The sequence below is a fragment of the Arthrobacter celericrescens genome (assembly GCF_003614925.1).
GTDB lineage: Bacteria > Actinomycetota > Actinomycetes > Actinomycetales > Micrococcaceae > Arthrobacter > Arthrobacter celericrescens.
This window is the reverse complement of sequence record NZ_QYLP01000060.1, coordinates 1-6,789: the sequence shown is the minus strand read 5'-3', so window position 1 is coordinate 6,789 and position 6,789 is coordinate 1. Positions and strand designations below refer to the sequence as shown.

The 6,789-nt window shown below is 67.1% G+C and carries 8 protein-coding genes; 7 read left to right on the top strand and 1 reads right to left on the bottom strand.

Going from position 1 to position 6,789, the window contains the following annotated elements; all coding sequences use genetic code 11:
- Nucleotides 1–1,667 (bottom strand): GH25 family lysozyme (locus D3654_RS11965; RefSeq protein ID WP_280960109.1); only part of this gene is annotated, 1,667 nt, incomplete at its 3' end.
- Between the two features lie 306 nt (nucleotides 1,668–1,973).
- Here D3654_RS11965 and D3654_RS11960 point away from each other — a divergent pair.
- The 7 genes from D3654_RS11960 to D3654_RS11930 all read left to right on the top strand — a co-directional run bounded on the left by D3654_RS11960 (nucleotide 1,974) and on the right by D3654_RS11930 (nucleotide 6,709).
- A complete protein-coding gene (locus D3654_RS11960) occupies nucleotides 1,974–3,197 on the top strand; it encodes a TadA family conjugal transfer-associated ATPase (RefSeq protein WP_120521724.1) in 1,224 nt (407 codons plus the stop codon).
- Complete coding sequence (locus D3654_RS11955; protein WP_120521726.1) at nucleotides 3,197–4,051, top strand: type II secretion system F family protein; 855 nt, start codon at nucleotides 3,197–3,199, stop codon at nucleotides 4,049–4,051. The genes D3654_RS11960 and D3654_RS11955 overlap by 1 nt, the downstream gene beginning before the upstream one ends.
- Nucleotides 4,048–4,989, top strand: a complete 942-nt coding sequence (locus D3654_RS11950) for a type II secretion system F family protein (protein WP_120521723.1) — start codon at nucleotides 4,048–4,050, stop codon at nucleotides 4,987–4,989. The genes D3654_RS11955 and D3654_RS11950 overlap by 4 nt, the downstream gene beginning before the upstream one ends.
- Before the next feature lie 84 nt (nucleotides 4,990–5,073).
- The gene (locus tag D3654_RS11945; protein ID WP_245413202.1) at nucleotides 5,074–5,322 is read left to right on the top strand and encodes a hypothetical protein; all 249 of its coding nucleotides are present in this window, start codon (nucleotides 5,074–5,076) and stop codon (nucleotides 5,320–5,322) included.
- A 4-nt stretch (nucleotides 5,323–5,326) separates the two neighbouring features.
- On the top strand, nucleotides 5,327–5,743 hold the full coding sequence (locus D3654_RS11940; RefSeq protein WP_120521722.1) for a TadE/TadG family type IV pilus assembly protein: 417 nt from the start codon (nucleotides 5,327–5,329) through the stop codon (nucleotides 5,741–5,743).
- Nucleotides 5,724–6,251 (top strand): hypothetical protein, encoded by a 528-nt coding sequence (locus tag D3654_RS11935; RefSeq protein ID WP_120521721.1) that lies wholly within the window; start codon nucleotides 5,724–5,726, stop codon nucleotides 6,249–6,251. Before D3654_RS11940 ends, D3654_RS11935 begins: the two co-directional genes overlap by 20 nt.
- A 47-nt stretch (nucleotides 6,252–6,298) precedes the next feature.
- On the top strand, nucleotides 6,299–6,709 hold the full coding sequence (locus D3654_RS11930) for a pilus assembly protein TadG-related protein (protein WP_120521720.1): 411 nt from the start codon (nucleotides 6,299–6,301) through the stop codon (nucleotides 6,707–6,709).
- Nucleotides 6,710–6,789 lie beyond the last annotated feature (80 nt).

The window sequence follows — 6,789 nt, the reverse complement described above, 5'->3', positions numbered from 1 at the left end:
CCGGTGGGGTAGCCGATGGCGGGTTGGAAGCCTACTTCCTGCCACGCGTCCCAGTAGGCGCCGATGACGGGATGGGCCCCGGTGGCTGAACTCCAGTAGATGTTGCCCTTCGTGAAGGGCTGGTAGCAGCCACCGCCGTAAAGCCCGCAGCTGACGTTGCCCGTCGGATATCCCAGGCCGTCCTGCCAGTTCCCCTCTTTCCATGCGGGCATGTACGCGTTCATGACGGTGAACGTCCCGACATTGGGCGTGCGGTAGATGTTCCCGCCCTGGAACGTCTGGTGGCAGGTGGTGCTGCTCGCGCTGCCATAGGGGCAGGTGACATCGCCCGTGGGATAGCCGATGCCGGACTGCCAGCCGGCTTCGCCCCAAGCCGTCCAGAAGGTGCCGATGACCGGATGAGCGCCGGTTGCCGGGTTCCAGTAGATGTTGCCGTTGGCGTAGGCCCGGTAACATCCGCCGTTGACCAGGCCGCAGATGTCCGCGGTGGATTTCGCAGCACCGAGGGGGCCGCCGGCCCCGCCGGTGGCGAGCCACTTGGCGTTGATCGCTCCGCGGGAGTCGTCACGGGTCTTGGCGAAGAGCTGCAGCTGGGACATCGCCCCGTTCCAGATGTTCGAATCACCCTGGAAGGGGCCGGTGCTGCTGTACTGCCAGAAGCTGAAGGTGTCCCAGCTCGCCGGCAGCGTGCCGGGGGAGTTGCTCGGTGAGGACGGGTACGCGGCAATCCAGAGGGGGTAGTTGGCGAAGGCTGCGGAATTGCCCGTGCAGCGCTGCCACCAGTCGGTCGTCGAATAGATCACCGGGTAGCGGCCGGTCAAGGACCACACGGTGTTGCCGAAGTCGGAGATCCATTTGACCATCTGGGCGGCCGAGAAGTTGTAGCAGACGTTGCCGAAGTAGAAGCCGTTGATAGTGCGGCCTTCGTAGGGGTTGTACTCGATGTCGAGCACCGGCGGCAGGGTGTATCCGTCGGCGCTCCACCCCCCGCCGTTGGCAACGAAGTAGCGCGCCTGGTCAGCCGCGGACGACCAGTTCGGGATGGCGAAGTGGTAGGCACCACGCAGCATTCCGACATTCCTGGAGCCGTTGTACTGCTGCGCGAAGTTGTCGTTGGTGTAGTAGTTTCCCTCGCTGGCCTTCACGTAGGCGAAGCGGGACCCCTGCTTCCACTGCGAAGCCCAGTCCACGTTGCCCTGGTGGGCGCTGACGTCCTGGCCGGCAACCCCGTAACCGGGGCGCCAGTGGTTCGGGTCGGGGGCCATGGACAGTGCAGCTCCGACGGCCCGGGAGCCGAGGGGGCCCGCACCGCCTGACGCCTTCTTGTCGGCCACCACCCGGGGCGAACGCTGGCCCATCTCGGCGCCGCCCTTCGGAATGGCGGCACGCATGGCGTCCTTCATGTCCTTCGACGCGGCACTGCCATCGCTGGCGGGCATCGACGGCATCGGAACGGAGGGAACGTCCGCCGGCGCAGGAACGATGTCCTCCCGCGCGGGTGGCACGGGACCCTGGGCGTGTTCGAGCGGGGCCGCAGGGCCGGTGGCAGGGGCGGGCTCAGGGGGAGGGGTCTGGGCATGCGCCGGCGCTGCGAGGGTCAGCACTAATCCCAGCACGAGGGATAGCACGGTCCCGCCGCGTGTGATGGAACCTTTGGAATTCGCCACAGGGGTTGTCTTTTTCATTCCTTGTTCCAGCTCGACGCCGCCCCACAGGGAGCCTTTTTCGTAGCGTCGACTGCGCGCACGGTGCCAGGTTCCGTGCAGCGCACCAATAAGGCCGGCTCCTAACCGGGACACCATAACATTTGCGTGTCTGGAGTGGCCAGTGGTACAGGAGTGCCCAACGTGACGTCCCGGAACGGTTATCCACAGCTTCCGGCCATATGACTTGGATCCATGCGGTACAGTCCCTAGCCTTGTTCCGTTGATTGTTATGTCCCCTTGCCAGGGGAGCGCCGCATTGGGGGAAAGATGGATGCTGTCCGCATCGTCGAAGACGAAGTCCGGGAATTGATCCGCCGGCGTGGCCTCGATCCGCTCCAGCAGGCCGTCGAAGTGCACCGCCTGGTCGAAGCCGCCGTCAACGACTACGACGCACGGGCCCTGATTGCACCGCTGCCTCCGATCGGCCATCTCGAAAACGCACGGAAGCAGGTCTTCGACGCCGTCGCCGGCTTCGGGCCCCTGCAGCCCTACCTGGACGATCCCACGATCGAAGAAATCTGGATCAACTCGCCCAACGAGGTCTACGTCGCGCGCAACGGCGAATCGGAGCTGACCTCGACGACCCTCAGCGACCAGCAGGTACGCGACCTCGTGGAGCGGATGCTCAAGAGCTCGGGCCGCCGCCTCGATTTGTCCTCCCCATTTGTCGACGCCGCGCTGCCGGACGGTTCCCGCCTGCACGTCGTCATTCCTGACATCACGCGCCGCCATTGGGCAGTCAACATCCGCAAGTTCGTGGTCAAGGCGAGCCGCCTGGAGCACCTCGTGGAGCTCGGCACCCTGACCCCGCAGTCCGCACGGTTCCTCGGCGCTGCCGTGGCCAGCGGCCTTAACATCCTCGTCTCCGGTGCCACCCAGGCCGGCAAGACCACCATGCTGAACTGCCTGGCCGCCAACATAGGCTCCCGCGAACGCGTCATCACTGTCGAGGAAATCTTCGAACTGCAGTTCCCCCTGCGGGACGTCGTGGCCCTGCAGTGCCGCCAGCCGAACCTCGAAGGCCAGGGAGAGATTCCCCTGCGACGCCTGGTGAAGGAAGCGCTGCGCATGCGCCCGGACCGGCTCGTGGTCGGCGAGGTCCGGGAGGCCGAAAGCCTGGACATGCTGATCGCGCTGAACTCCGGGCTGCCGGGCATGTGCACCGTCCACGCCAACTCCGCCCATGACGCCGTCACCAAGATCTGCACCCTGCCCCTGCTGGCGGGCGAGAACATCTCCAGCGCCTTCGTCGTCCCCACCGTGGCGTCCTGCATCGACCTCGTGGTCCACTGCAACCGCGGTGCCAACGGACACCGCCAGGTCACCGAGATCCTTTCCCTTGGCCGCCGGGTGGAAAACGGCATCATCGAATCGTCTTCGGTCTTCACGATGCAGGACGGCCAGCTCGCACCGAAGGCCAACTCCATGCCGTCCGCGGAGAAATTCGCGCGGGCGGGCTTCGACGTCGCGGCGCTGCTGGGGGCACGATGATGGCACCCCTGCTCGGGGTCCTCTGCGGCCTCGGAGTCTTCCTCATCTGGTGGTCGGCGTGGGAGCAGCCTCCCGCCGTCGTCCGGGAACGGAAGCCGAAGCGCCTCGAAACCCTCCTCCTCACCGCGGGCATCGAAAAGGTCACCTCGGGCGGCCTCATTGCTTCGTGCCTTGGGCTGGGCCTGTTCGTGGTCCTGGTCTTCTTCATCGTCACTGGCTCCCTGCCTATCGCTGCCTGCTTCGGTCTGTTCGGTTCCTGGCTCCCGCTCGCCGTCGTGCGGTGGCGGGCCCGACGGCGGACGGCGATGCTGCGCGGCCTGTGGCCCGACGTCGTCGATCACCTCAGGTCGGCGATCCGCGCCGGTCTGCCGCTGCCGGAAGCCCTGATCCAGCTCGGGCACAAAGGGCCGGAGGAACTGCGGGGCCTGTTTCGGGACTTCGGCGCCGACTACCGCGCCGGTGGCCAGTTCGATGCCGCCCTGAACAGGCTGAAGGACCGCCTGGCCGACCCCGTGGCAGACAGGATCGTCGAGGCCTTGCGGATGACCCGCGACGTCGGCGGCTCCGACCTCGGCCGCCTCCTGGGAACCCTGGGCGAGTTCCTGCGCGAAAGCGCCCGGACCAGAAGCGAGCTTGCCGCCCGGCAGTCCTGGACCATCAACGCCGCCAGGCTCGCCGTCGCGGCTCCGTGGATTGTCCTGATGCTGCTGGCGAGCCGGCCGGAAGCCATCGCCGCCTACAACACACCCATGGGTATCGCCGTGCTGGCCGGCGGCCTGCTGATTTCGGCCTTCTGCTATTCGGTCATGCTGAGGATCGGCGCCCTCCCCGAGGACGAGAGGGTGTTCCGATGAACACGTTTACCGCGATGGCCGTCTTCTGCGGACTGCTCCTTGCCGCCGGGCTGTGGCTGATCCTCGTCCGCATGCCGTTCATGCGGGCCACCCCGTTCGCGGAGCGGATCGAACCGCAGCTGAGGTCCCACAACCTCGAATCCACTCTCCTGCAGACTTCCAGGCACAACATCACGCCCTTCGGTCCCCTGGAGAGGATCCTGCGCCCCTTGGTCGAAGACGGCCTGCACTACGTCGCCAAGTTCAATTTCGGAACCACGGCCCTGAACAAGCGGCTGGCGCAGGCCGGCTCCGGGAAAACCGCCTTGGACTTCCGCGCCGAGCAGCTGCTTTGGGCGGCCATCGGTTTCGTGCTCGCCATCGTTCTCTCGGTGTTCAACGCCACGGCCGGCCGCTTCAACCTCGCCCTCTCGCTCATCTCAGTGCTGGGGGCGACGCTGGGCGGGTTCCTGTTCCGCGACTACGTGCTCGGCGTCCAGATCAAACGCCGGGAGCGGCGCATGCTCGCCGAGTTCCCCAGCCTTGCCGAGCTCATGGCCCTGGCAGTGGGCGCAGGCGAGGGCGCGATCGGCGCGCTGGACAGGGTCTGCCGGACCGCGAACGGGGAACTGGCGAAGGAATTCGCCCTCGTCCTGGCCGCCACCCGGGCGGGCAAGCCCCTGGTCGAGGCGTTGCAGGAATTTTCCGCGCGCACGGAGCTGGGCGCACTGGTGCGCTTCGTCGACGGCCTGGTTGTCGCCGTCGAACGCGGCACCCCGCTGGCCGACGTCCTCCGTGCCCAGGCTTCGGACGTCCGCGACACCGCCAAACGCGAACTCATGGAATCGGCCGGCCGCAAGGAGATCGGCATGATGGTGCCGCTGGTCTTCGGTGTCCTTCCGCTGACGGTGGTGTTTGCCGTCTACCCGGGCGTCGCGGCCCTGAACCTGGGTTTCTGATGGGCCGGCTTCTGATGCACGCCGCACCCGCTACAACGAACTACAAACCTGCACAACGATCCGCATAAGGAAATGGGGAAGAACATGACAACGCAACAGCTCCGGAACCTCCCGGCGTCCGCCCTCGGGTACCTGTCCCGGTCCCTGGAGGGCCTTACCTCCCGCTGCACCCGGCGGCTGGCCTCCGACGGCGGCACCTCCGAACGCGGCGACGTTCCCGGCTGGGTGATGATCACCCTGATGTCCGCCGCCCTGGTTGCAGGCCTGCTGGCGCTGGCGACCCCGGCCCTCGCTGAGCTGTTCAACAACGCCATGGACAAGGTCAACAAGTAGCTCCATGCTGCCGGACACCAGGACGGGTGCACAGCACCCCCGCGCCCGCGCGGACGAGCGGGGTTCCGCCGTCGTCGACTTCGTCCTGGTGGGAACCCTACTGACCTTCCTGTTCCTCGCCATTATCCAGTTGACCCTCGTGCTGCACGTCCGCAACACCCTCATCGATGCCGCGTCCTCCGGGGCCCGCTACGGCACCCTCGCCGACAGGACGCCCGAGGATGCCCGGCAGCGGACCGCCGAGCTGATCGGCACTGCCTTGAACCCCGGCTATGCGCAGGACATCTCGACGTCGGAAGCCGACGTGCGGGGGATCCGCACCCTCGAAGTCAGCGTCAAGGCGCCGCTTCCGGTGGTAGGCCTCTTCGGCGTGCCCGTTTCCGTGCTGGAGGTGAAGGGCCATGCGGCACTTCCCGGCTGAGCTGTTGCGGCGCTTCGGCGCCCGGCTGCGGGTGTCCCTCTGCCGCCCGCGGCCCGGGGACGGACCGTTTCCGGGTACCGGAGCGCATGGCCACGGGACGGAAGAGGGGAGCGCCGTCGTCGAGTTCACGTTCCTGGCCCTGCTGTTGATGGTCCCGCTCGTCTATTTCATTGTCACGGTGGGCCAGTTGCAGGGCGGTTCCTTCGCGGTGGTCGGTGCCGCCGACCAGGCCGCCAAGGTATTCGTCGCGCAGGACGACGCCGGGCGTGCCCGCGCGGCGGCGGAACAATCGGCCATGCTGACCCTGGCCGACTACGGGCATCCCGCAGAGCGCGCTACGGTCGCCATCACCTGCGACCGCGCCGACTGCATGTCGGCCGGAGCGACCGTCACGGTCACCGTGAACCTCACGGTTCCGCTGCCCATGGTCCCGTTCGGCGATTCGCTCCGACTCGACGCGGGACAGCTGAATGCCACGGCTTCCCAGATCGTCGGGAGGTTCCGGTGAGGTCCAGGGCCCTGCCCGCCCGAGGCGATTCCGAACAAGGCCAGACCATGGTGCTGATCATCGGCTTCACGCTGATTGCCCTGCTCCTGGCGAGCGTGGTCGCGGCCGCCTCGGCCGTGTACATCGAGCATAAGAAGCTTCTGTCGTTGGCCGACGGCGCCTCGGTGGCGGCCGCGGACAGCTACACCCTCGGCGGCACCACGGAAGGATCCAGCCGGCCGGCGGCGGTGCTCACCAGCGAACGCGTCCGCAACGTCACGGCGTCGTACCTTAGCCGGAACAACGCCTTTGCCCGCTTCGACCGGCTTGCCGTCGGCAGCGGCACGGGGAGCCCGGACGCTTCGTCCGCGGACGTCACCCTCACCGCCGTCGCGCATCCGCCCATCGTGAGCTTCCTGCTCCCGGAAGGCATCCCGATCGAGGCCCGGTCCACCGCCCGTTCCCGCCTCACCCGCTAGGGCGTGTCTCTAAATTCGGCCCGGCGCTCTTTGGCATGCTTGTTGGGTGTCTCGTTTTGCGCAGCTGACTGATGAGCAGT